This window comes from Labilithrix luteola (assembly GCF_001263205.1).
Taxonomy (GTDB): Bacteria; Myxococcota_A; Polyangia; order Polyangiales; family Polyangiaceae; genus Labilithrix; species Labilithrix luteola.
Genome location: NZ_CP012333.1, coordinates 6,886,735 through 6,910,281, shown reverse-complemented (window position 1 = coordinate 6,910,281; position 23,547 = coordinate 6,886,735). Strand labels below are relative to the sequence as shown.

16 protein-coding genes are annotated in these 23,547 nt (G+C 67.0%); 3 read left to right on the top strand and 13 right to left on the bottom strand.

The window, feature by feature from the left end:
* Positions 1-8: 8 nt before the first annotated feature.
* From AKJ09_RS29970 to AKJ09_RS29960, 3 genes are read right to left on the bottom strand one after another with little or no spacing between them, the layout of a single operon-like run.
* Positions 9-1,565, bottom strand: a complete 1,557-nt coding sequence (locus tag AKJ09_RS29970) for an NAD(P)H-hydrate dehydratase (RefSeq protein ID WP_146651288.1) — start codon at positions 1,563-1,565, stop codon at positions 9-11.
* Entirely contained in the window at positions 1,562-1,975 is a 414-nt protein-coding gene (locus tag AKJ09_RS29965) for a holo-ACP synthase (protein ID WP_146651287.1), read from the bottom strand. Before AKJ09_RS29965 ends, AKJ09_RS29970 begins: the two co-directional genes overlap by 4 nt.
* Entirely contained in the window at positions 1,972-2,691 is a 720-nt protein-coding gene (locus tag AKJ09_RS29960; protein ID WP_146651286.1) for a pyridoxine 5'-phosphate synthase, read from the bottom strand. Before AKJ09_RS29960 ends, AKJ09_RS29965 begins: the two co-directional genes overlap by 4 nt.
* Before the next feature lie 210 nt (positions 2,692-2,901).
* On the opposite strand from AKJ09_RS29960, the gene AKJ09_RS29955 reads away from it, so the two are divergent.
* Positions 2,902-3,861 (top strand): hypothetical protein, encoded by a 960-nt coding sequence (locus tag AKJ09_RS29955; protein WP_146651285.1) that lies wholly within the window; start codon positions 2,902-2,904, stop codon positions 3,859-3,861.
* 92 nt (positions 3,862-3,953) lie between these two features.
* On the opposite strand, the gene AKJ09_RS29950 is transcribed toward AKJ09_RS29955, so the two are convergent.
* The 3 genes from AKJ09_RS29950 to AKJ09_RS29940 all read right to left on the bottom strand — a co-directional run bounded on the left by AKJ09_RS29950 (position 3,954) and on the right by AKJ09_RS29940 (position 9,251).
* Positions 3,954-7,127, bottom strand: coding sequence for an MXAN_5808 family serine peptidase (locus tag AKJ09_RS29950; RefSeq protein ID WP_146651284.1), 3,174 nt, complete (start codon positions 7,125-7,127; stop codon positions 3,954-3,956).
* Positions 7,128-7,206: 79 nt separating this feature from the next.
* A complete protein-coding gene (locus AKJ09_RS29945) occupies positions 7,207-7,956 on the bottom strand; it encodes a class I SAM-dependent methyltransferase (RefSeq protein ID WP_146651283.1) in 750 nt (249 codons plus the stop codon).
* A gap of 254 nt (positions 7,957-8,210) precedes the next feature.
* On the bottom strand, positions 8,211-9,251 hold the full coding sequence (locus AKJ09_RS29940; RefSeq protein ID WP_146651282.1) for a hypothetical protein: 1,041 nt from the start codon (positions 9,249-9,251) through the stop codon (positions 8,211-8,213).
* 236 nt (positions 9,252-9,487) lie between these two features.
* Between AKJ09_RS29940 and AKJ09_RS29935 the strand changes: the two genes are divergently transcribed.
* Both AKJ09_RS29935 and AKJ09_RS29930 read left to right on the top strand, forming a co-directional pair.
* Positions 9,488-10,747 carry a sensor histidine kinase gene (locus AKJ09_RS29935; protein WP_146651281.1) on the top strand — a complete coding sequence of 420 codons (1,260 nt, stop codon included), beginning with the start codon at positions 9,488-9,490 and terminating at the stop codon, positions 10,745-10,747.
* Positions 10,744-12,120 (top strand): sigma-54-dependent transcriptional regulator, encoded by a 1,377-nt coding sequence (locus tag AKJ09_RS29930; protein ID WP_146651280.1) that lies wholly within the window; start codon positions 10,744-10,746, stop codon positions 12,118-12,120. The genes AKJ09_RS29935 and AKJ09_RS29930 overlap by 4 nt, the downstream gene beginning before the upstream one ends.
* 70 nt (positions 12,121-12,190) lie before the next feature.
* Here AKJ09_RS29930 and AKJ09_RS29925 read toward each other — a convergent pair whose 3' ends face one another.
* From AKJ09_RS29925 to AKJ09_RS29895, 7 genes are all read right to left on the bottom strand, one after another.
* Complete coding sequence (locus tag AKJ09_RS29925) at positions 12,191-12,811, bottom strand: hypothetical protein (protein WP_146651279.1); 621 nt, start codon at positions 12,809-12,811, stop codon at positions 12,191-12,193.
* Between the two features lie 168 nt (positions 12,812-12,979).
* Entirely contained in the window at positions 12,980-15,133 is a 2,154-nt protein-coding gene (locus AKJ09_RS29920) for a serine/threonine protein kinase (protein ID WP_169927987.1), read from the bottom strand.
* 183 nt (positions 15,134-15,316) lie between these two features.
* Complete coding sequence (locus tag AKJ09_RS29915) at positions 15,317-16,729, bottom strand: protein kinase domain-containing protein (protein ID WP_146651277.1); 1,413 nt, start codon at positions 16,727-16,729, stop codon at positions 15,317-15,319.
* Positions 16,730-16,793: 64 nt separating this feature from the next.
* Positions 16,794-18,101 (bottom strand): hypothetical protein, encoded by a 1,308-nt coding sequence (locus AKJ09_RS29910; RefSeq protein WP_146651276.1) that lies wholly within the window; start codon positions 18,099-18,101, stop codon positions 16,794-16,796.
* A gap of 1,358 nt (positions 18,102-19,459) precedes the next feature.
* Positions 19,460-21,322 (bottom strand): phytoene desaturase family protein, encoded by a 1,863-nt coding sequence (locus tag AKJ09_RS29905; protein WP_169927986.1) that lies wholly within the window; start codon positions 21,320-21,322, stop codon positions 19,460-19,462.
* A gap of 93 nt (positions 21,323-21,415) precedes the next feature.
* A complete protein-coding gene (locus AKJ09_RS29900) occupies positions 21,416-22,300 on the bottom strand; it encodes a 4-hydroxybenzoate octaprenyltransferase (RefSeq protein ID WP_146651274.1) in 885 nt (294 codons plus the stop codon).
* Positions 22,297-23,547 carry an amidohydrolase family protein gene (locus AKJ09_RS29895; RefSeq protein WP_146651273.1) on the bottom strand — a complete coding sequence of 417 codons (1,251 nt, stop codon included), beginning with the start codon at positions 23,545-23,547 and terminating at the stop codon, positions 22,297-22,299. Before AKJ09_RS29895 ends, AKJ09_RS29900 begins: the two co-directional genes overlap by 4 nt.

Genomic DNA, 23,547 nt, shown 5'->3' with positions numbered 1-23,547 from the left:
CAGCCTGCTCAGGCCCGCTCGCCCCGGGCGTGACCGACATTGAGCAGCGAGGCGTAGACCCCGGGGAGGCCGTCGGCGATGTCGCTGGCGGTCATCCCTCGGTCGGCATTGGCCTCTTTCCAGGCGTCCCCCGAAGCTCCGTGCAGGTAGACAGCGGCCCACGCGGCCTCGAACGGGGTCAGCGTGCAGGCGAGGGCGCCCGTCAGTCCGGCCAGCACGTCGCCGGCGCCGGCGGTGGCCAGGGCTGCGTTGCCCGTCGAATTGACGACGACCCGGCCATCCGGCGCCGCGATGACCGTGTGCGCGCCCTTGAGGATGACGACGGCATGGGCCCTGGCGGCGGCGGTGCGAGCCGCCGTGAAGCGATCGGCCTCGATCTCCTCACTCGTCATGCCGAGCAGCCGTCCGAGCTCGCCTGCGTGCGGGGTGAGGATGGCTCGCCCACCGGCCGCGGAGAACTCCTCGATGGCGCGCGCGTGGAGCGAAAGGGCGTCGGCGTCGGCGACGATCGTTCCCGGGAACGTCGACAGGACGTGGTTCACGGCGGCGCGTGCACCGTCGCCGGTTCCGAACCCCGGGCCCATGACCACAGCGCGCTTGTGGACGAGTGCCGCGTCGATCTGGTCGGTGAGCTCGCTGCCTTCGTGGATGCGAGCCGTCATGATCTCGACGACGCGCGACTCGAGCGCCGTCGCCGACTCGGGCCAGGTCACGATGGTGGCGGCCCCTGCCCCGCCGCGCAGAGCACCGTGCGCGCAAAGCAGCGCAGCACCGACCTTGCCGGGCGAGCCGGCCAGGACCGCCACGTGACCAGCGCGATACTTGTGCGCGTCGATCGGCCTGGGAAGAAGCACCGCGCGAACGTCACGAGCCTCGAGCAAGTCGGCGGAGCGTGCCGTCCAGAGCGACGCGGGTACGCCGATGTCCACCACGTGGACGTGGCCGGAGAGACGCGCGCCATGAGGCGTGACGTGTCCGAGCTTCGGGTGCGCGAAGCTCACCGTCATGTCCGCGATGACCGCCGTGCCCATCGTCGCGCCGGTATCCGCGTTCATTCCCGAGGGCACGTCGAGGGCAACCTTGACGGCCGCCATCTCGTTGATGACCTCGATGAGCCTCGCGAGCGGGCCCTCGATGGCGCGATCGAGTCCGGTGCCGAAGATGGCATCGACGATCACGTCCGCCTTGCCGAGCACGGCGCGACGACCGCCTAGCGATCCGTCGAGGTCCACGCGCCCCACGCGCCCACCGATGCCGGCGAAGGCGTCCATGTTGAGCTGGCAATCCTGGGTCTTTGGCGCTTCGCCGACGAGCCATGCCTCGACGATGGCACCGCGCGAGGCGAGACGGCGAGCCACGACGAAGCCGTCGCCGCCGTTGTTGCCCGTCCCGCACACGACGACGACGCGCTTTCCGCGCGGGCGGCCGCCGAGCGCCTCACGCTCGATGACTTCGGCCGCTCCACGGCCGGCGTTCTCCATCAAGACGAGGCTCGGCACTTTGCAAGCGCCGATGGCATGAGCGTCGAACGCGCGCATCTCGACGCGCGACACAACGGGGATCATTGGCCGTTCTCCTTCTTGGCTGCGCCTTCGCGGGGAAAGCCGGTTTTCTCGAGAATCACGACGGCGGCGGCAATGCCCGCGTCGTGGGTGATCGTGACGTGCCAGGCGTCGGCACCGAACGACTCGGCCATCGCGAGCGCGTTGCCACGAAGCTCCAGAATGGGGCGGCCGCTCTTCGCCTTGCGGACCTCGACCTCGTGCCAGCCGACGCCGCGAGCTCCGTCGAGCGCCTTCGCGAACGCTTCTTTGACGGCAAAGCGCCCCGCCAGCCCCGTGGCAAGATCACCCGCGCCGATGTCCCCCCGCTCGTTCTCCGTGCAGATGCGCGTGAAGAACCGATCGCCATGTCGCTCGAGCGCCCGACGCATGCGCTCGATGGAGCAAACGTCGATCCCGAGGCCGACGATCATCGCGGCGCCGACACCGCCGAGAGCATCGCTCGAACTGCTCCCGTCAGGCCCAAGAACACGGAGTCTGCGATGACGGCGTGGCCGATGTTGAGCTCGACGATCTCGGGGATCGTCACCAGCGCAGGCACGTTCTTGGTGGTGAGCCCGTGGCCCGCCGCAATCTCGAGGCCGAGCGCTTGGCCCTGCTTGGCCGCCGCCGCGAGCCGCGCGAGCTCGGACTTCGCCGCGTCGGTACCGAAGGCATGCGCGTATTCACCGGTGTGGAGCTCGATCTGCTGGACCCCGAGCGCACGCGACGCTTCGACCTGCGCGACGTCGGCCGCGATGAAGAGGCTCACCTTGATGTTCGCGGCACGAAGCGCCTCGACGTGCTTCTTCAGCGCGGGACCGGCGTTGGCGACTTCGAGGCCGCCCTCGGTGGTGCGCTCCTCGCGGCGCTCGGGAACGAGCGTCACGACGTCGGGCTGCACTCTACACGCAATCGCGACCATCTCGTCGGTCGCGGCCATCTCGAGGTTGAAGGTGGTCTTCAACGAGGAGCGCAGGCGGTCGACGTCTTCGTCGCGAATGTGGCGACGATCTTCGCGCAGGTGCGCGGTGATGCCGTGAGCGCCCGCCTCGAGACACTGACGCGCTGCCTCCACCGGATCGGGGTACGTGGTACCGCGCGCGTTCCGAAGCGTTGCAACGTGATCGATGTTGATGTGCAGGCGCATTTTTCCGAAGGACCGTAGCACAAGTGCGCGGCTGGCAGCGCTCGGGCAAATGTCCGATGGCCGCGCCCCGAGCCGCCGCCACGGCTCGAAGTGCAACACGGCCGTTGGCGACTCGAACGAGCTCGAGCCACGCCTGGTCCGGATCCCGCTTCCTGAGATCGGCTGACGCGCGCCGCGCGCCGAACGCCGAACGAAAAGAGGAGCTCGAACATGGAACGCAAACACCTCGTGGGGTCGTGCTGCATCGCGCTCGCGCTCGTGGCCTTCGCGCCCGCGTGCACGGAGAAGGAAAAAGGCGGAAGCACGAAGACGCCGGCCAGCGAGGCCATGGGCACCTTCACCTTCGCGCCCCCGGACGGCACCACGTTCGTCCGCACGGAGCACCGCACCTACGAGGTGTCCGTGGCAGGCACGCCTGTCAGCCGGCGCGAGGAGTCCGAGCTCCGCTGGCGCGTGTCGACCACGCGCTCGGGCGACGAGTTCCTCATCGACCAAGAGCTCGAGCATCTGACGGTGAAGCACGACGACAAGACCGTGGCCGACGGCGACCTCAAACCCGGCGCGATTTCGGCTCAGCTCGTCGTCGACCACGCCGGCAACTTGGTCGACGTGCGCGGCCTGAAGGACACGTCCGCGACGCTCCGCAGCGTGGCGGGCCCGAACCTCGACAAAGAAGACGCCCAGATGATCTCGCCCGAGGGGCTCAAAGACATGGTCTCGATGCGCTTCCAGGCGCTGACCGGCGACCTCGTCGGCCATCCCGCCACGCAAGGCACCACGTGGACCATCCAGGGCCGCCCAGGCAGCGGAATCCTCTCACGCACCATCACCGTCGAAGCGATGGAGACGTGCGGTTCGGCCCAGTGTGCTCGGCTGCGCGAGGACATCAAAGTCGACCCGCAAGCCCTCAACGATCTCGGCAACGAGCTCATCAAGGACTACCGCGAGGAGATGGGCGCTCAGGGCAAACAGAAGGTCCACGCCGAGAACGCGTCGTCGAGCATGACCGCCACGCTCGTGGTCGAGCCCTCGACGATGCTCGCTCACGACGCCACGCTGAACGAGACCGGTCAGCTCACGTTCAAGGGCGCGAAGCGAAGCTTGCAAGTGAACATGCGCGGCCAGACGCAGTTCAAGTACGAGTACGGTGCCAAGGTCGCGCACCGCTGAGCGCACGCCCCTCCGCCGGGTACCGACAAACGCCGAACGCCCGTGACCTCGAAAGGCCGCGGGCGTTCGTGCGTCAGCGAATCACGCTCGAATCAGTCGTCGAGCGTGCCCGCCGCCTCGAGATCCTCTTCGGTCTTCGGCGTGGTGAGCAGCTCGCCATTCGGGCCGTCCTTGCGGACGATGATGGTCTTGCGACCGATCGTGTCCGGGTTCTCGCGCGCGAACACCGTGATGACGTTGACGCCCGGGCGGAGCGGCACCTGCGCCTCGAAGGGCATGTGCTTGGCGTCCTGACCGTTGCGGTTCGAACGGTAGAAGATCTTCTTGTTGCCGACGAACACGTAGGCGTCGAGAAGACGGTCACCGTCGCTGGTCGTGCCCTTGATGGTCGTGGTGCCGTCCTTGGTCGCGAGGACCATGGGCGACAGCTCGATCGAGGGCGGGAAACGGCGCATCGTCTCTTCGAAGGCGATGTTGCCCGAGGCCGAGCCGCCCGGCTCGAGCTCGCTCGCCTTCACGAAGCCGAAGCGGCTATCGCCGAGGGAGACCTTCACCATGTCGCCGGCGTTGGCGAGCACGTTGACGCCCTGACCGGCGTTGAGGCGGCCGAAGCTGCGCGAGCCGGCGTCGGTCGACTCGAGCAGCGTGGCGCCGCCGGCCTTCGCCTTCATCGTGCCGCTCGCCGCAGCGAGCGACGTCGGGACGGCAATCGGCATGCGGACCTTCTCGACCACCGTTTCGCGGAGATCGCGGTCGGCGATGGAGAGCTCCACCTTGGCTTCGGGATCGGCGAGCGCGGACTCGACGTCGAAGGTGAAGGCCACCTTGCGCATCTCGCCGGGCTGCATGTTCGAGATGTCGAAGCGGCCCTCGTGGAGGAGGAGGCCGTCGCCCGAGAGGTTGCGCAGGTTGGCCTGCGTCTCGTAGCTCTTGCCCTTGCCGACGTTCTTCACCGACACGTACATCGTGAGGTGTTCGCCCTTCTGAACCTTGCCGTCGCCGTTGCCCTTGCGGCCATCGGCGATCTGGTAGTCGTAGGCGAACACGGGCCGCTCGAGCGCCTTCACGGCGACGCGGAGCTGCTGCTGCGCAGGCGCACGACCACGCGCTTCGTCGAAGCGAACGGAGATGCCGTCCTGACGGGAGAGCGTGTCACGCGGGATGCGGCACGTACGGGGCGCGTTCTGCGGGAGCGGCGCTGTCGAGCCGGGCTTGCGGCCCTCGACCTCGCACCAGCCGAGCGGAATGCTGACCGATTTGGTCTTGCCCGCATCGAGCTTGCCGATGACGAGCTCCTTGTTGTCGTAGAGGCCGTTGTCGCTCTTGGTGAGCGCCGCGAGGCGGTGAAGCGGAACGGTGCCCTTGTTCGTGACCGTCAGCTTGAGCTGCATCGGATCACCCGCGTTGACTTCGTTGTTCGCGCGGTCCGTCTCGACCTTCACGTCGACGGGCGGCGGCGGCGCGTTCTGCGCGACCTGCTGCACGTCCGCCGGAGCGTCGCTCCAGTCGATGCCAATCTGCGCGAGATCCTGCGAAGCCTTCTGGAGCTCCGCAACGCGCGCGGCGTTGATCGTGTCCTTCGCGGCCTTGAGCTGCTCGAGGCGCTTGCCCTGCGGGAGCTTCGCCACGACGTCGCGCGCGAACTTCACGGGGAAGTCCTTGTTCGGGAAGTCGGGGCCCATCTGCTCGTCGGGGTCGCCACCACGCTCGCGAAGCTCACGACGGAGCGTCTCGGGCAGGTTGTAGCGGACGACCTCCTGCGGCTTCTGGCCTTCGCGAATGCGTGCATTCTGCAGGCTCTTCGCGAGGTCGCGCTCCTTGAGCATCATGCCGGTGTCGACGGTCAGGTCCATTTCCTGAGCGTCGGCCGTCATCGGATCGAGCTCGATGTCGGGCGTGACGCCCGTGCCCTGGATGGAGATGTCGCCCGGCTCGGTGAGGTACTGCGCGATCGTCAGCTTGAGCGCGGCGCGGTCCGGGAGCTCGGTGAAGACGAGCTGGACGGAGCCCTTGCCGAACGTGGTCTCGCCGATGACGACGGCGCGGTCGTGGTTCTTGAGCGCACCCGCGACGATCTCGCTCGCGCTGGCGCTCGAGCCGTTGACGAGGAGCGCGATCGGATAGTTCGGCTCGGTGCCTTCGGGGTGCGCGACCTTCTCTTCGCGGTCTTCGCCGGCGCCGGGGTTACCGACGGTGGCGACGATGGGACCGTTGACGAGGAACTTGTCGGCGACGCGCGCCGCCTGCTCGAGCAGACCACCGGGGTTGCCACGGAGGTCGAGCACGAGGCCCTTGAGCTCGCCGTTCTTCTTCAGGTCGAGGAGCGCGTCGTCGAGGTCCTTGGCGGTGTTCGCCTGGAACTGCTTGATGCGAACGTAGCCGACGTTGCCCTCGAGCTGACGGTGCTCGACGCTCGCGACCTTGATGACCTCGCGCGTGAGCTCGAACGGCTTCGGGTTCTGCCAGCCGTCGGGCCCGTCGCGGCGGAGCCACACGGTTACCTTCGTGCCCGGCGCACCGCGGAGGTGCTGCACGGCCTCGTTGAGGCCCATGTTGAGGGTCGACTCGTTGCCGATCTTGACGATGCGATCGAGCTTCTTGACGCCCGCACGAGCGGCCGGCGTACTGGGCATCGGGTTGATGACCGTCAGCTGCTGGTCGCGGATCGAGATGACGATGCCGAGACCGCCGAACTGACCGCTCGTCGACAGGTTCATCTCCTTGTACGCCTCGGGCGACAGGAGCACGCTGTGCGGGTCGAGCGTGTGGAGCATGCCGTTGCACGCGGCGTATTCGACGTCACGCAGGTCGACTTCCGTGCCCTTGAGGTTCTCCTGCACGAAGCCGAGAATCTCGCGGAGGCGCGCCGAGACGTCCCAGAGGCCGAGCACGTTGTCGACGCGGAACTCACGCTCCTGCGTGTCGACACGGACCTTCACGGTCGGCTGGTTCTCTTCGTGGAGAACGATGACCTGCGCGACGTCTCGCTGGACGAAGTTGAGCGCCGACAGGAGCATGTCCCTCGGCTTCACGCGCTTCGGGTCCACGTACTTGTCGCGGACGTTCTTGAGGACTTCGTTCACGACCTTGAGCTGCGTCAGGTCGTAGTTTGCCGGTCCCCGTGACGACGGTGCGCTGTTGGCCGCGCTCGCCGGGGCGAGTCCGTCCCACAAACCGCCCACGTGAAGGCGGAGTGCGAGCCAGGTGGCGATGCCGAAGGCAGCGAAGAGCGCGAGGAATTTGAGCGCGCGTGCGAGAAGACGCATGGGGTGTTCGGAAGTATAGACGCGCAGACGCTCCCTGGGGTTTCAGGAATCGCGCGCTTCACGATTGATACGGGGCGCGTCAGCCCGAGCTTTTGCGGATGACAGCGATGTAGAATCCGCCGAGAACGGCCGCGGGTGAGTCACAGAGGAACCGCTCCGCACGGCGAAGCATTCCCCGGAGCCCGGGGACCCGCATGACCGCCGCCGCGGGGGTCACGATTCGAACGCCGCGCGCGGTCTCGACAAGGCAGCCCGGCGGGAGAATCTTCGGCAACGTCCAGGGCGCGTCGAAACGCGTGTAGACAGCACTCTCACGTGTACGCTCGCTGATTTTTCCAGCGGGCCCGAGGCGCTTGGCGAGGCCGCGGAAGCTGAGCGGGTTGTAGAACTCGGCCAGGATCACGCCACCCGGTCGGGTGACGCGCGCCATTTCTTTGAGGGCGCGACCGATGTCCGGAACGTGCGCCAGCACCTTGAAGGAACAGGTGACGTCGAACGACGCGTCCTCGAACGGAAGCGCCGTGACGCTCCCTTCCTGGACCTCGAGCCCACGTTCGCGCGCCAGCTCCAGCATGCCCGGCGACAGGTCGATGCCCGCGGCGCGGTTCGCGAAACGCGAGAGGCGCTCGAGGATGAGCCCCGTTCCACAGCCACACTCGAGGATGTCCTTGCCGCGCGCATAACGCTCGCAGAGCTCGACCTCTAGGTCGTCGAGGAGCGCGTGATAGCCGTCGGCGTCATTCGGGCGTCGGTGGCGTTCGTAGCTCTTGCTGAACTCGTCGTAGTACGCGCGTGTCTCGTCGAGAGCGCTGTGGGAGGAGGTCTCCATCGTCGGACGACCCGTTTAGCACTGATTTCGGACTTTTCGTCGTTCCCGTCGGCGCGCGGGCCCAAGCTCGACCCGAAGCGCTCGGAAAAATCCGCTCGAGCCGACTCCCCCTCCTCCTTTTAAACACCTCGAGGGAGCGCCCGTTCTGGACGTCCCTCGAGCAAGCCAAAGTTCAAGCAAGCAAAGCAGCACCGAGCGCGGAGGGTTTGCAGACACACGGAGCTCGGTGCTGGGCAGTCAGCGAAGGTCGAGCGTCACTTCACCTCCTTCGCCTGGACCTTCACGTCGGCGTTGGCCCTGAACTTCGGGCCCTGCTCGATCTTCGTCGCGAGCTGTTCACGCTGCTCGGCGGTGAGCACCGAGCTGATGATTGCCATCGGGTTCGTGTGGGGCGCCTTGTCGGCCGACGGCGGCGCGAACTTGGCGTTCGGCGTGACGAACGCGGTGGCATCGAATTTATCGCTCTTGAACGTCTCGAGCTTCGCCTTCATCTCGGTGCGGATCGCCTCGAAGCGCGCCTTCATCTGTTCGCGATCCGCGTCGCTCGGCTTCGCCGGGTGTTCGGCTTCGAACTTCGCCTCGATCGCATCCTTCTGCTCCTGCGTGAGGTTGAGGTCTCCCAGCATGTGCATCATCGGGCCTCCCTCGAAGTGCCCCACCATTCCCTCGCCACGCGGGCCATGCTGACGACCTTCGCGGCCTTCTCCGGTGCTTGCGGTCTTGCCCTGGAAATCACCGCGCGGGCCGTGCTCGCCGTGTTGCGCGAGGCTGTCGACGAGCGCGGTGCGCTGCTCCGCAGTCAGCGTGTCGTGGAGCGTGGTGAGCGCCTTGGCCGACTCCGCCGCGTGCGCCTCGAACTTCGCCTTGTCGAACGTGGGACGCGGAAGCGAATCGAACGAGTTGCTACGAATCGCCGCCGCGAGCTTCGCCGGGCCAGCCCCATCGGCTTCGGGCTTCGGCGCCTCGAGCTTCTTCACGAGACCTTCGATCGTGGCGCGCTGCTCGGCCGTCAGGTTGATGGGCGCGCGGAGGGCTGCGTGAACGAGGAAGTCGGGACGCTCGGGACCGAAGTGACCGCGGTGACCGCGGAAGTTCGGCTTCATCGCGCTGGGGGCAGCGCCCTGATCGGCAACGAGGGTCGACTCGGTGCTGGAGGCCGTTTCAGGACCCGCCGACGTACCTGCTTCCGCGCTGCAACCGGCGAGCACGGCGACGAGAGCAAAGAGCGGAAGGGTCAGCGAACGGATGGTCATCATGGCGGGCTTCTCCTGAAGTCGCTCCGTCGTTCGGAGCATGACTGGCACTAGAGCAAGCGCCCTGCCAACCCTCTCCGCACATCGTTCGGCCCATTTTTCATGGCTATTCGCCATAGCGCAGATCTCCTACCTCCACGCTGCGAGATGCGGACTGCGGAAACCGCAGACGCTGGAGTGCGAATTCTGCACTCCAGCGAGTGCGGGGTCCTGCCGTTGTCGAGTCCTGCGCGCCCGCGTAGGGTGGCACGACTTTGGAAGGCGCAATCCCGCCCCCCATGGACACCTCTCGTCGTCGCTCGTGGTCGGCATGGGCACGCGGTGGAAGCATCGCCATGGCCGCCCTCGCCGTTCTCTCCCTCGGTGCCACAGTGGCGGTGTCCGAGCGCGCTCTGTCGGATGCGTCGGACGTCGTGATTCGTGGTGAAGGCGATCTTCTCCTCGCGAACCTCGTCTCGGATCTCGCCGACGACGCAGAGCCGGTCTCGTCGAATGCGCTCGAACGAGCGCTCAATGCCCATCGAGCCGAGGGCCTTCGTTACGTGGCCATCGTCGATCGTGAAGGCCATCCCTTTGCCGAAGCCGGCGAGGCCAAGCTCACGAACGCGCCCGCGAAGCTCGGCGTTACGACGATCGAAGGGCGTCGCGCGCGCGTGGGCGGCCTTCTCTTTCCGCCGAGGCGCATGCCAGGCTTCGCGCCGCACGTAGGGCCCAGGCCGCCGGGGGCTTCGCTTCTCGTCGCCGAGCTCGAGCCTCCCATGATCGAAACGCTGCGGAGAGATCTGGCGCAGATCGCGGTGGTCGCCGCCGTGGCGAGCGCAGTTCTCCTCACGTTCGCGATCGGCTGGTCGCGAAGCGCGCGTCGTCTCGCCGAGCTGGAAGCTCGCGCGGCACGCGAGCAACGACTCGTGGCGCTCGGCGGCATGTCGTCGGTGATGGCCCACGAGCTTCGCAATCCGCTCGCTTCGCTCAAGGGACACGCGCAGCTCCTCGTCGAAGACCTCGAAGATGCACCGAACGAGAAGTCGCGAAAGAAGGCCGAACGCGTGGTGCGTGAAGCCGAGCGCCTCGAGCTCCTCACCACGTCTCTCTTGGACTTCGTGCGGGACGGCCCGCTCGAGCGTCGAACCATGAAGGCACGAGAGCTGGTCGACCTCGCGCTGACCGACCTCGCCGCGGATCGCGTGGACGTGGCCATCAATCCCGCGGTGGGCTCCGTCTCCGTCGATCCGAACCGACTCGCACGCGCCCTCCACAACCTGGTCGACAACGCACTTCAAGCCGCCGCGGACAGAACGGTCGAGCTTCGCGTCACGCCTTCGGGCTCGGGCGTGCGTTTCGTCGTGCGCGACCACGGCCCCGGCATCGAGCCCGGCACCGAGACGCAGATCTTCGAGCCCTTCGTGACCACGCGAACACGAGGCACGGGTCTCGGCTTGGCCGTGGCGCGCCGGGTGGCCGAGCAACATGATGGTACGCTCACGGCCGAAAACCACCCTTCGGGCGGAGCCGTCTTCACGCTCACCGTACGCACATGACGCAGCCGAAAGAAAAGATCCGCGGACGCATTCTCGTCGCCGACGACGAGGAAGGGCTCCGTACGTTCCTCGCCGAGTCGCTCGAGCGCGACGGGCACGAGATCGAGCAGGCCGAAGACGGCGCAGCGGCCCTGGCCGCAGCGCGCGAGGAGCCGTTCGACGTCATCCTCACCGACCTCAAGATGCCGAAGCTTGACGGCATGAGCCTCGTTCGCACGCTCCGAACCGAGCAGCCGAACGTCGAGCTCATCGTGCTCACCGCCTTCGGCGACGTGGGTACCGCCGTCGAAGCGATGAAGCTCGGCGTCTTCGACTACTTGCAAAAGCCCGTAGCGAGCCCTTCGGCGGTTCGCGAGCTCGTGCGATCGGCCCTCGCAAGACGCGCGCAGCTCGACGTCGCTCCGAGCCCGCCGGCGCCCGAATCCACGCTGACGTTCGGCGCGCCGAGCATGGTTCCCGTCGTCGCGGCGTTGCAGAAGGTCGCCAAGAGTGGCGCGACGGTCCTTCTCCAAGGCGAGAGCGGCACGGGAAAAGAAGTGGCCGCGCGCACGCTGCACGAGACGAGTCCACGCGCCGACAAACCGTTCGTCGCCATCAACTGCGCGGTGCTCACCGAGAGCCTTCTCGAGAGCGAGCTCTTTGGTCACGAAAAGGGCGCCTTCACGGGCGCGCATGCCCAGAGGCGCGGCCGCATCGAGCTCGCCGACGGCGGCACCTTCTTCCTCGACGAGGTCGGAGAGCTCAAACCGTCGCTGCAAGCCAAGCTGCTGCGCGTTCTCGAGGAACGCAACTTCGAGCGCCTCGGAGGTTCGCAGCTCATCGAGGTCGACGTTCGCTGGGTTGCTGCCACGCACCGCGATCTGCGCCAGATGGTCCGTGAGGGCACCTTCCGCGAAGACCTCTATCACCGCCTCGCTGTGTTCCCGATCCGGCTGCCGCCTCTCCGCGAACGACGCGAAGACATCGTCCCGCTCGCCGAGGCGCTAATCGGCGAGCTCGCGCGCGCCGCCGGACGCAAGAAACCCGTTCTGGACCCCCAGCTCGCCACACGCCTGCGCGAAGAGAACTGGCCGGGCAACGTGCGCGAGCTTCGCAACGCGCTCGAACGCGCAATGATCCTCTCCGACGGCGACGTGCTTCGCCCCGAGCATCTCTGGCTCGAACCTTCGGAGACGTCCGAGCCGGTCGAAAGCGCATCGAAGGCCACATTGAACACGACGAACACCGCGACAGGCTCGCTCGCCGATCTCGAGAAGCAGACGATCGAGCAAACGCTCCGCGAAGTCTCCGGGAACCGCAAAGCCGCCGCCACGAAGCTCGGCATCGGATTGCGTACGCTCTACGACAAGCTGAAAAAGTACGGCATTCGCTGACCGCGGTTCGCAACCGGGAACGCCCCACGACGTGAGAGGGCGTTCCCCGTTCCCCGTTGGGCCGCGCGTATCAGCCGCGTTCGCGCATCAGTTCGCGCATGAGCGCAAGCAGCGCGGTCGCGATGGCGAAGCGCGGGTTGACCTTCGAGCCATCGAGCTTCAGCTCGAACTCTTTGACGAAGAACTTGCGGCGCTCTTCGATCGACGCGGCCTGCCCTCCTCCGAGGCTCAGGTGCCAGCGGCCGGGGATGAGCGGCATGCCGAAGAAGGTCGGGAGCATGCGGCGCAGGAGACCGTTGGAGTCTTCGAGGAGCTCGCCGACGACCGCTTCGCCATTGCCGAGTACGTCCCACGCGTCGCCGACGAGCGACTTGAGACCACGGTGCCTCACCGTGCCGAGGAGCGCCCCCGTCTGCGCGTCGAAGACGTCCGTGATGATGTTGAGGCCGATCGCCTGACGCGCCTTGATGCGCAGAAGCGGAACGCGCTCGCTCTCGTCGGCGAAGACGTTCCACTCGTCCTTGAACGTCATCAGCTTGTGACGAACGAAGAGACAGAGCGAGCCATCGGGCGCGAACACCTTGAAGGTGCGGCCGAGGAGCGTCCAGAACGGCCGCTGAACGAGATAGCTCGAATGCGAGAAGGGATCGTTGGCGAGCGGCTGGCTCGGAGCGATAGCGAGCTGATTCATGCGCACAAGCTATCTCGTTGTCGACCACTTCCTTCGAGAGATCGCACGCAGCGGCACGTTTCCACGGACGGCGGACGTGATCCGCTCAGAAAAACGCCTCCGGGCCCTCTTGCGACTTGCCTTCCGTAGGCGTCTTTCTCCCGAAAGGTGAGAAGCGCATGAAGAAGGTCACTCGAATCCGATCGTGGTGAAGACGTAGTTCACGGCACGCGGCGACCCCACGAATGGCGCCAGCGGCGTGGCGGAGAATCGTTCGGAGATACAGGAGCCTGTTCCCGTGCGCGCGTAGGGCGGGCCGATGTGGAGACGCGAGATCTTCCCATTCGGTTGGACAAGCACACGAATGCTCCCGGGACCGCGCGGGCTGCCCTTGCGAAGGCACGAGCCGAGATTGGCCGCGGTCTCGTCGAAAGCCTGGACGACGGCTGCTTGATCGAAGGCGCGTGCCGGCGCCGGAGCGATGGCATGTGCGTCGGAGAGAACGAGCGCGTTCGGGTCGCGCTCGACGCCGCGCATCCTTCGCGCATCCGGCGCGTTCGCCACGTTTCCGCGAGCGCTCGTTCGACCGTGCGTGGTCGCGACGATGGCGATGAGCCCAACGCCCACGAGCCCGACGAGCAACGAAGCCGCCAAGGCGGCATATCGAAGACGCGGCGTCGTCTTGCTCGCCACCGGCGGTGCCGGCGCTTCCGCCATGGTCCATCGCGAAGCGTGGTTGGCCAGGGGGTCGTCGAGCGTCGCGCGCGACTCGCGCGAGGCAACGGCCGCTTCGTCGGCGAACATTGGCGGCGCAGGCACAGTGTCCGGTCCGCGCAGTCCCTCCTCGGGCTGCGTCGTCACGTCGGGAGCGACCGGGAAGACGGCCGAGGTCACGACGGGGGGAGCCACTTCGCCGGTGCATGAACTCGCAGGCGGCGGAGGTGGCGCGAGGTCCGGCAAGGGACGGAGCGGAGGAACCAAGACGATCGGCGCCGGCGCGAGAGCAGCCATCGAACGCACGGCAGGCTCGGTCGTAACCGAAGGCGGTGGCACGAGCGGCGTCTCACACCCAACCGGCGGCGCGGGCGGAACCGATGGCGCTCGCGCGGCGGGAACTGCAGGCGTAGGCGCGGGCGTGGCGGGAACTGCAGGCGTAGGCGCAGGCGGCACCACCGACGGCTCTCGCGTCGCAGGAGCTGCCGTGACCACCGGCGCGGGCGGCACCACCGAGGGCGCTCGCGAGGCGGAAGGCGCGGACGCGACGGTGGAAGCGGGCATCTTCACGGGCAGAACGGAGACCGTCGTTTGCACCGGCGCCAGCAACTTCGGTATCGAAGGTGGCGGCCGACTGACGAAGGTCGACGTCGTCGAGAGAGGCTTCGGCGCCGCCTGGAGCGGAGCCGCGCGTTGAACGACGCGTTTGACGTCGTCCCAGAAGGCACGCAGATTTGCGTGACGCTCGCTCGGAGCCGGCGCCAGTGCGCGTGCGAGGACCGACTCGAGATCCCGAGGAATGGAGATTCCTTGTGCGCGACGTGAAGGCGGCTCCCGGCCCTCGATGACGTGGAGCATCTCGGACGGGTGCGTACCCGGCGCGAAATACGGACGTCCCGCCATCGCCTCGAAAAGCACGAGCGCGAACGCGAACACGTCGGTTGCCGCGCAGGGCATGCCGAGCTTTCGATTGAGCTGCTCCGGCGCCGCGTACGACGAGAACAGGAGGCGGAGTCCGGCAGCGGCGTGCGACACCTCGGGGTTTCGCGCCATGCCGAAGTCGAGAACCTTCAGCACCTCTTTCTCGTGAACCTTCGAGAGAAAGAGGTTCGTCGGACCGAGCGAGTGATGAGCCACGCCTTCGGCGTGCGCGTGCGCGAGAGCATCGGCGGCCGTCTCGAGCAACTCGACTGCCTGCGCGGCGCTCCGCGGGCGCGTCTTGGTACGAGCGCGCGTGGCGAAGTCGGCCGCGAGCGATCGCCCCTCGAGCCACTCGCGAACGAAGTACGGAATGGTCGCGCCCGTGCGTGGAGCGAGCGTGGTGCCGAACGCAAGCGGTTGCACCACGTGCAGGTGGCCCTGCGCGAGGCGATAGTGCACGCGCACGCCCTCGCGGAAGCTCTCGGCGATGGGCTCGACGAGCTCCGGCGCGAGCGTCTCCGGCAAGTTCAGGCACTTGATGGCGACCGGCGCATTGAGCGCCTTGTGGAACCCGCGATACACGACCGTGAGGTCGCCTTCGCCGATCAGCTTCTCGACACGAATGTGTTGGTCGAGAAGATCGCCCTCGAGGTCGAACGGATCTTCGTTTGGTGATCCGACCTTCGCGAAGGCGATCGCGTCCACCATCGATGCAAAAATAGCATGACGGTGGCACGATGAGAGTGGTCGACCGATCGACCGCTTCGAAGTGAGGCGCTTGGGATGCGCACATGAACGAGAGCGCCCTACCTCTCGAACGCTCTCGAGCGCTCTCGAAACGCTCTCGAACGCTCGCCGGCACGCCATCGCCTCGAGCGATCGCCCTTATTTCTAGGCCTTCGTGAGCATTCCGACCACGCGCGTCACGCGCTCGCGAAGCTCGGGCCCCTTCGGGATGAAGTCGTGGGCGCCGAGCTCCAACATCAACTGCACGTCCATCGCGGAGCCACCGGCGCTCATGGCGACCACCGTGGAGGCGTCCACCAAGTGCACACCGCGGAGGTACGTGAAGAGCTCGAAGCCGCTCATCTTCGGCATCATCAGGTCGAGGAAGACGAGGCGCGGAGGCTTCTTGCGGAACGCTTCGAGCGCCTGCTGGGCATCCGTGGTCACCACCACGTCGGCTCCCGGCGCCGCCTGCTTCACGTACATACCGACGAGGCGTCCGATGTCCTTGTCGTCGTCGACGATGAGGACGGTGAGCGAGGAATCGCCTTCACGAGACGAGCGCCCGGCCCCTCTCGCGCCGAGCTCGCTTCGACGAATCGCGTCTTTCGCCGCGCGCAGCTGCCACACGACGGCATCCATCGACGAGGGGCGATCGGTCGGATCCTTGGCCATCAACTGGCCGACGAGCTCGCTCAACTTTCGCGGGACATCCGCCACGCTGGCGAGGACCGGCACGTCGGCCTGCGCGTGCATGAGAACCAGGTCGAGATCGTTGTCGGCCTCGTACGGGAACCGTCCGGACAAGACGCGGAAGGCGAGAATGCCGAAGGCGTAGGCGTCGACGAGGTTCCAGCCGGCGTGCGCGACCTTCTGGGAGACGATCTCCGGTGCCATGAAGGAGGGCGTTCCGGCAACGAGCCCGCCGTCCGGCTCGTATTCCGCGCGCACGAGCCCGAGGTCGGTGAGGACCACGCGACCGTTGGCCGAGAGCAGAACGTTCTCCGGCTTCACGTCACCGTGGGAGATGCCGGCGCGATGGATCGCTGCCAGGCCATCGGCGATGGCGACGAGAACGTCGAGCCGCTCGGAGATCGGCAGGCCAGTCGACTCGAGACGCTCGAGATGCTGCGCGAGCGTCACGCCGGAGACGTGCTCCATCACCATGTACTCGACGGACTGAACCTGCGGCGGGCCGCCGAGCGGCGCAACCGACAGACGGCGTGCGTGCTTGCCGAACGCATACACACCCACGACGCCAGGATGGCGGAGCGCAGCGAGTGCTTGGGCCTCGGCACGAACCGAATACGCCATGTCGGGGAAGTTCGCTTTGATCGCCACACGACGCGCGAGGTGGCGATCGTACGCGTCGAAGACCTGGCCCATGCCTCCGTGGCCGAGGACGCCGCGAATCTCGTAGGTGTCCGCGAGGACCTCCCCGATATGGAAGATCGTCCCGGGCTCCTCCGGCGCGTCCATGGCGCTCAGGAGATCAGCGGGCAGACCGGCCAGCGGATCGTGATCGCTCAACGAGAAGCTCTTCCAGCTCGTCCAGCTCGTTTCGGGAGGCGTCGACATGGGAGCACGTTCCCGCCCCGCGCTCGATCCTACACGAGGACGAGGTGGCGCGAAGACTGGAAGGTCATCCTGGGCAGAGTCGTCGCTCGAGCCACGTGACGGTGGTGTCTCCGTAGAGAATCCAGACGGCACCAAACGAGTCGACGGCCATGGCAATGTCGGTCACCCGGCGACCATCGGCGATGACACCCATCGACGAAAAGGTGCCGCGTTTGTCGACACGTCCGAGCTCGAGGACACGCGGCGAGCCCGGTTCGCGGGTTTCGGGGCGCACGCGGGCGACCCAGATGACGTCGCCAGCGCTGCGCATCGTGGTGCCGATCGGCGCGGGATCGAGGCCGTTCGGATAGAGCGACCAAACCGCAGGCACGTCGTCCTTGGGCGGATCCTGCACGGGAACCGCGGCCATGCCGAAGTCGCTCGTCTCGTACGGAAGCGGCAAGAACGCGAACAAGCCCGTGCCCGGCGACGAGCCGAGAGCAAAGTCGACACCGCGCTCGGGTGGACCACCGACGAAGATGACGGTGTCGCTTCCGAGCGCGAGCTCCTTGTTGCGCATCGACAAGAGCCGCGCGTGAACGGGGACCATGGCGGTGCGGGTATCGAGATAGACGGCCACGACGCCGTCGCCACGAGGGACGAGCTGCAACGTGGTGGCCCCCGCCCCTTCGTCCGAGAGACGCTGCGTTTCGCCGTCGTCGAGTGTGACGAAGGCGTGGAGCATCTGCCCTTCCGACGTCTGCCGCGTGTCGAGCGTGGCAACGACGGCGTGCCCGTCACCGAGCGATGCTGCCGCGATACGTGCGCCCGGCCGAGCTTTCGCGACGGGCTTCGTGTCGGTCGCACCGAGCGTCGTCCGATTGACGATGCCCCCCGGCGCCGAACAGTACACGAACCGATCGGCGACCACGCATGGCGGCCAGCGAACACCGACGAACGACGACGGCTTCGGAGGAACCACCCCCGGCGCATTGGCAGCTTGCGGACGGGTGATCGGGACGGACGAAATGCGCGGACGACCGCCGTCGTTGGTGACGAGCTTCAGCTCGTGAGACGCCGCAACGAGGGCCGCAGGACCACGGAACGATTGCTCGGCCGGGCCGTAGAGAAGCCGACACGCCGACGCTCCGCCGTCCTCCGCGGGCCGCGCCGCCGCCTTGGTCTCCGCGTCCGCCGATGCATCGACGACCGCATCGGGTGATGCCGCATCCGCGATTGGTGACGAGGGCGCCGATGCAGGCGCCACCGGGATGGCCGCGTCCTTCGCAGCGTCCGTCGCCGGTTCATGACGTCGGCAGGATGGGAGCACGACGAGAAGGCCGAGAGGCAGCAGTGCGCCGAACGCGATTCGTCGAGGCCGAGGGCCGAACACCGATCGAGGATCTACACGAACCGGAGGATCAGAAACCTGGATCCTGGATGAACCGGCCCCCCCTGTGCAGCGGACGACAACCCGCTGGAATCACTAGGCACACATTGTGGTACCCAACGTGCACACGCCGTTGCCATGCGTCGTTTCGCGTTCCTTGCGCCTGTTGTTCTGAGCCTCGCGGCCGCTTGCTCGTCGGCTCCCTCCGAGGACGTCGCCGGTGACGAGGCGGAGCTCAACTATCGCAGCGACGTCGGTCGCGAGTTCGACGTGGTCGGCGAAGTCTCGGTTCCGATGGTCGGCCTCGACGTGAACCTGACCGGTGACGCGCGCACGACGCGCGCGAGCAGCATCGCGAAGGACAAGATCACCGACATCACGGAAGCCCTCGACAAGAAGCTCTTCGAGATCTGGCCGGAAGAGAAGCGCAGCAAGGAGAAGAACGTCATCGCCATGATTCGCATGTCGACGCCCAGTGGCGGCGAGCTTCGCGAAGCCGACGGCGGCTACGTCTTCACCTACCACGCGCAGGTGGCCGGCCCGAACGCGCTCCTCGAGACGTTGCCTCTCGCACGCGACGGAGTGAAGCGCTCGCTCGCACTCGAGTTCGGCATCCACAAGGAGCCCCTCACCCTGAGCTGGTCGCCCGCCACGCAGACAGCGAACTCGTATCCGCTCTACGCGGACATGTTCGAGGACGGACTCGACGTCTACGTCCACGTCGGCGGCGATCACCTCACGCCGAGGCACGATCTCGACGAGGCCAAGGCCATCTACACGGAGCTCACGACCAGCCTCGGCCTCCGGTCCCCCGTGGGTCGCTTCGAAGATCTGAAGATCGACTCGCCTCCGTTGAAGGGGTCGATGACCGTCGCCGGCAAGGCGGTCGAAGTGCGCGCATCGCTCGTTTGGGCCGACATGGCGCCGGCCGACAAGCTCGATACGCTGCTCGATGCGTTCAAGACCCACGTGAAGACGGCCGACGTGGTCATCTACCGCGGGCACGCGGGCACGCAGCTCGATTACAGCGGCGTCGTCGCCCACTACAACCCCCGCGTCTCGATTCCGGCGACCGAGTTCCGCAACCTCGATCTGCCGAGCAAGTACCAGCTCTTCTTCTTCGACGGCTGCGAGACGTACACGGGCTACGCCGATCAGATCTACGAACACCCCAAGAAGGACGAGAAGAACGCCGATGTCATCACGTCGGTCAGCTTCGCGAGCGCGCTCTACCGCGGCGAGGCCGTTCGGTCGTTCCTCCACAGCGTCATCGACAAGACCGGCGAGAAGTGGATTCCCCGCTCGTGGGACGACGTCATCTCCGGCCTGAACAAGACCCAGCTCGGCCCCTGGACGTCGATCTACGGGGTGCACGGCCTCGAGGACAATCCGCGCATGTCGATGCTCGCGGACCCGTCGTGGATCGGACACGCGTGCACGTACAACTCGGACTGCCGGGGTGACGATTCGCTCTGCATCGCCATGCCGTCGGGCAAAACCTGCGGCGCAGCGTGCACCGACGACAGCGGTTGTCCGACCGGCAACAAGTGCATCGCCGTCACCTCGCAGAGGTTCGGCACCACGAAGCAGTGCGCTCCGGCACGTTGAACCTTACGCGCGCGTAGCCCAGGCAACCGGGCGCGCCGCAGCACGAACGACGAGACGGGCCGCTTCTTCGGCCCTCGAGCGCGCCCCGGGGCGAGGTCGGGCCTGCTGACCGAGGTCGGCCAGGATGCGATCGGTGCACTCCATCGCACTGGCCGCCGCCAGCTCCGTTCCCACGCCCGCGCACCGGCATTGCACCCCGCGAGATAGAGCCCCCGCACCGGCGTGTGCACGGGCGGGCGATTCCTCCCGACTTGATCGGGCGTCTGCCCCGTCGAGACGGCAGGGCCGAACTCCTTGCCGATCCAGTTCTCGATGAACTCGACGCCGAAGGTGTCGATGAAGAGAGCATGATCGTCGAGCCCGGGCACGACCCGGCGGATCGCGCGCAGCATCGCCTCTTCCCATGAGGCGGGCGTCGACACGAGCGGCACGTCGCTGGTCGGAGCCACCGCACAGAGCGTGAGCAGCTGATGGCCGGGCGGAGCGAGCGACGCATCGAAGTTCGTCGGAATGGGGCAATAGAACGGGACGATCGGCGGGACTTCACCGCGAAGCACGTGGGCGAACATCGACTTCATGTCGCTGGCGGAGGCGGTGGCGAGGTCGATCCCCTCCCCGACTCCACCGACGATGCAGCCGGCGTCGACGAGCTTTTTGCGCAGCCCGATCTTCGCCTGCACTGCGATGTACGAGCTTCGAATCTTCGACACGCGATCGACGTAGGCGTGAGGGAAGTGCTCTTTGCCGACGAGCGTGTTCACCGTGGTGCGAAGGCTCGACGTGGAGACCACGATGTTCGCGGGAATCACCGTGCCATCGCTGAGCTCGACACCGGAAACGTGCCCCTCGTGAACGACCACCCGACGAACGCCGACTCCCAGTCGAACGTCGGCACCACGCGACCGCGCGAGACGAACGTACGTCTCCGGGATCGCAATCGAGCCGCCGCGCGGATAGCTGAGCGCGTTGTCGGCCGCCATCTTGCGGAAGCAATAGAGCGCCTCGCCTGCGGAGACCTCCCAGAACGGCAGGATGAAGTAGAGGCCGAGCAAGAAGCCGAACACGCCGATGGTCGGGCCGTGATCGGTGAACGGCGCGACGAAGTCTTCGATGGTCATGCCGTCGAGGGCTTCGACGTCGTCGTCGCTCATCGTGAGGATATGCGCGAAGAGGCGTGCTGCACGAAGAGCCTCCGTGGGCGACATGTCGAGCGCCATCGCGAGCTCGAGTGCGAAGCGAGGCATGCGCATCACGTCGGCCGGCACGGGCACACGCCGAACACCATCCTGCTCGAGACCGAATCCCGCCTTCTTCAAGACTCGCAGTGGGCTTCGAAAGCCTCGAGGCCGCTCGGCGAGGAAGCGAAGCTCGGCGATGTCCTTCGTGCGAACGAACCGAATCGCACCATCCGAGCCAACGCGGCGAAGAACGTCACCGAGCGGACCGCGGTTGCCGCGGCAGAACATGTGCGTCCCGATGTCGACGTGGAAACCTTGCTTGTCGTAGCCCGAGCACGAGCCCCCGACGCGTCGGTTCTTCTCGACGAGCGTAACGGAAATACCGGCGTCGGCGAGGAGCAGCGTCGCCGCCGTTCCCCCGATCCCGGCCCCAATCACGACGGCATGCATCGCCCTGAGAAGCGTAGCGCAGACATCGCGCAACGCCCGCGCGGCAATGCATCACGACGAGCTATGTCTCGTGACTCACGCTCAGCGGAGGAGGCCGTCGACCAAGGTCGTCGCGAAGAAGCCGAGGCTCACGTAGGCGTTGCAGTCGAAGAAGGCTTTGCCGATCTGCGAGAGATCGACCTCGCCTTGGCTCGCGTCACGCGGGCGCACGAGACGATGCTCGATGACGAGCACGACCGCGACGGCGATCACACCGAGGAAGAACACGATGCCGCGCTGGAGGAAGTACCCCGTTGCGGCGAGCATGGCCACCGTCACCACGTGCGAGACCGCGGCGATGCGCATCGCGCCGCGCGTGCCGAAGCGCGACGGAATCGAGAAGAGGCCGTGCGCGCGATCGAACTTCTCGTCTTGGAGCGCATAGAGGACGTCGAAGCCGAGAAGCCAAGTGAGCACCGCCACCATCAAGGCGAGGATGCCGGAGTTCGGCGTGGCGCCCATGCCGACCCATGCGCCGCCCGGCGCGAGCGCGAGCGCGAAGCCGAGCCACGCATGCGCGGCCCACGTGAAGCGCTTGGCCAGCGAGTAGCCGAGGAGAACGAGGAGAACCGGAAAGGACAAAAGCGCGGGCCAGCGACCGAGGAGGCTCGCGAACCCGCAGAACGCGAGGCCCGACACGACCGTCAGGATCAGCGCTTCACGCGGAGCGATGCGCCCGGAAGCGACGGGGCGGCCCTTCGTGCGGTCGTTCTTCGCGTCGATGTCGCGATCGGCCCAGCGATTGAACGCCATGGCGCTCGTGCGCGCGCAGACCATGCAGAGCACGATGGCCCCCAGCCGAAGCGGCGTGAGCTTCTCGTGCGGGACGGCCATCGCCAAGACGACGGCCGCCGCTGCGAACGGCATCATGAAGATCGTGTGCGAGAACGTAACGAGCTCGGCCCACTTCCGAAGACGCGCGATCATCCTTGAGACTCCGAAAAACGTGAAGCGAGCTGACGGCGTGGCAGCCGAAGATTCGCGAGCATGAAGGCAGCGGGGTCGCCCTGAATCGAGGCGTCGACCACGAAGACACCCGGGCGCGTCCCTTTTGCGAAGCGCCCCAGATCGGCGCGCCCGAGTGCGCGCGCCCCATTCCACGAGGCCATCTGGAACAGCTCCCACGCGGGCACGCTGGGAAAGCGATCCGCGAGAGCCTTGGCCTCGCCGAGCACGTCGAGCGACGGCGAAGACGCCAGCGAATCGGTTCCGAGCGCCGGCGCGATCCCCGCTTCACGCACGGCGAGGAGCGGCGGAAGGCGCGATTCGATCGTGAGATTCGAGCGCGGGCATAGCACCACCGGTGCGCCCTTCTCCCGCACGCGCACGAGCTCCTCGAGGCGCGCATCGGTGAGGTGCACGAGAAGCACGTCGGGCGAGAGCGCCCCGAGCTCGTCGGCGTAGTCGAAGAGCGGCTTCTTCGGGAACGCGGGACGGTGCTTGGTCATCCCCAGGAGCCACTCCGGCACAGGTCCGTCGTCGTGCTCGATGGCGCGACGCTCGCTCGCGTGCTCCGCCATGTGCAGGCTCGTCTTGACCCCGCGCGCGCGCGCCCCGTCGAGGAGCGCGCGAACGGCATCGGGATGCGTGGTGTAGAGCGTGTGAGGCGCCGGCGCGTACGTCAGGTCACTGGTGGGCCACTGCGAAACGCGCTCTTCGCGCTCGACGCGGAGCCCCTCCACACGACGAAGGACGCTCGCGCGGTCGTGTCCGAACACCTCATGGAACACGGCGCCGCCGATGCCGCGGCGCGCGAGCGAGGTGACGGCGGCAAGCGTGTTGGTCACGTCGCCCACGGCGACCGTTGCCGACTGCACGAGCTCGTCCATGGCTAGGGCGACGCCCTCGGCATCTTCCTCGGGCGCCATCTCGCGTCGTGTGCCGATGAGCCCGGTGACCCAGGCTACGAAGCCTCGACCACCGGGCACCCGGCCGCGCATCGACGAGAGCTCGAGATGCGTGTGCGCGTTGACGAGGCCAGGGAAAACCACGCCCTTCGCACGCACGACGTCGGCGCCGGAATGGCGAGGCACCACCTCCGTCGCGCGCCCCACGTCGACCACGCTTCCTTCCGGAAGCTCGTGGCCTCGCGCGGCGACGACGACCGCACCGTCGGCGATGGACGGTCCGTCGCCCGGGAGAACGTGATCGGCGTGGAAGAGGCGGACGCTCAT